This window comes from Pseudoalteromonas sp. SG44-17, from assembly GCF_014164235.1.
Classification (GTDB): Bacteria; Pseudomonadota; Gammaproteobacteria; order Enterobacterales; family Alteromonadaceae; genus Pseudoalteromonas; species Pseudoalteromonas rhizosphaerae.
Genome location: NZ_JACJEV010000089.1, coordinates 1 through 749, shown reverse-complemented (window position 1 = coordinate 749; position 749 = coordinate 1). Strand labels below are relative to the sequence as shown.

Here is a 749-nt window from a genome sequence, read left to right as displayed (position 1 = left end):
CAAGGCATTCGGTGCTGCGTTATCTAAAATCACTGAGGTGCTGGCTGCACTGGAGGTGTTACCCGCCGCATCACTTTGTGTGGCGCTGACGGTGAGCGTGCCATTATTAAAGCTGCTGACATCAAACTCGCTACCACTGATAGTCCATGCCCCAGAGCCATCGGCCGTCACAGTACGTGATAAGTTATTCGCGCCATCGCTGATAGTTACACTGACACTGGCATTGGCTTCTGCCCCGGAGCCGGTGATCAATACACTGCCATCTTCTACAGCATTGATCCGGCCATCAACCTCAATCGGGGTGGCAATCGTCAAGGCATTCGGTGCTGCGTTATCTAAAATCACTGAGGTGCTGGTTGCACTGGAGGTGTTACCCGCCGCATCACTTTGTGTGGCGCTGACGGTGAGTGTGCCATTATTAAAGCTGCTGACATCAAACTCACTACCACTGATAGTCCATGTACCTGCGCCATCGGCCGTCACGGTGCGCGATTGGTTATTCGCGCCATCGCTGATGGTCACACTGACACTGGCATTAGCTTCTGCGCCAGAGCCGGTGATCAATACACTGCCATCTTCTACAGCATTGATCCGGCCATCAACCTCAATCGGGGTGCTTATCGTCAAGGCATTCGGTGCTGCGTTATCTAAAATCACTGAGGTGCTGGCTGCACTGGAGGTGTTACCCGCCGCATCACTTTGTGTGGCGCTGACGGTGAGCGTGCCATTATTAAAGCTGCTGACATCAA

1 protein-coding gene is annotated in these 749 nt (G+C 53.3%); it reads right to left on the bottom strand.

The annotated features are described in order from the left end of the window. Positions 1-749 (bottom strand): Ig-like domain-containing protein (locus H5182_RS21985; protein ID WP_182760656.1); only part of this gene is annotated, 749 nt, incomplete at both ends.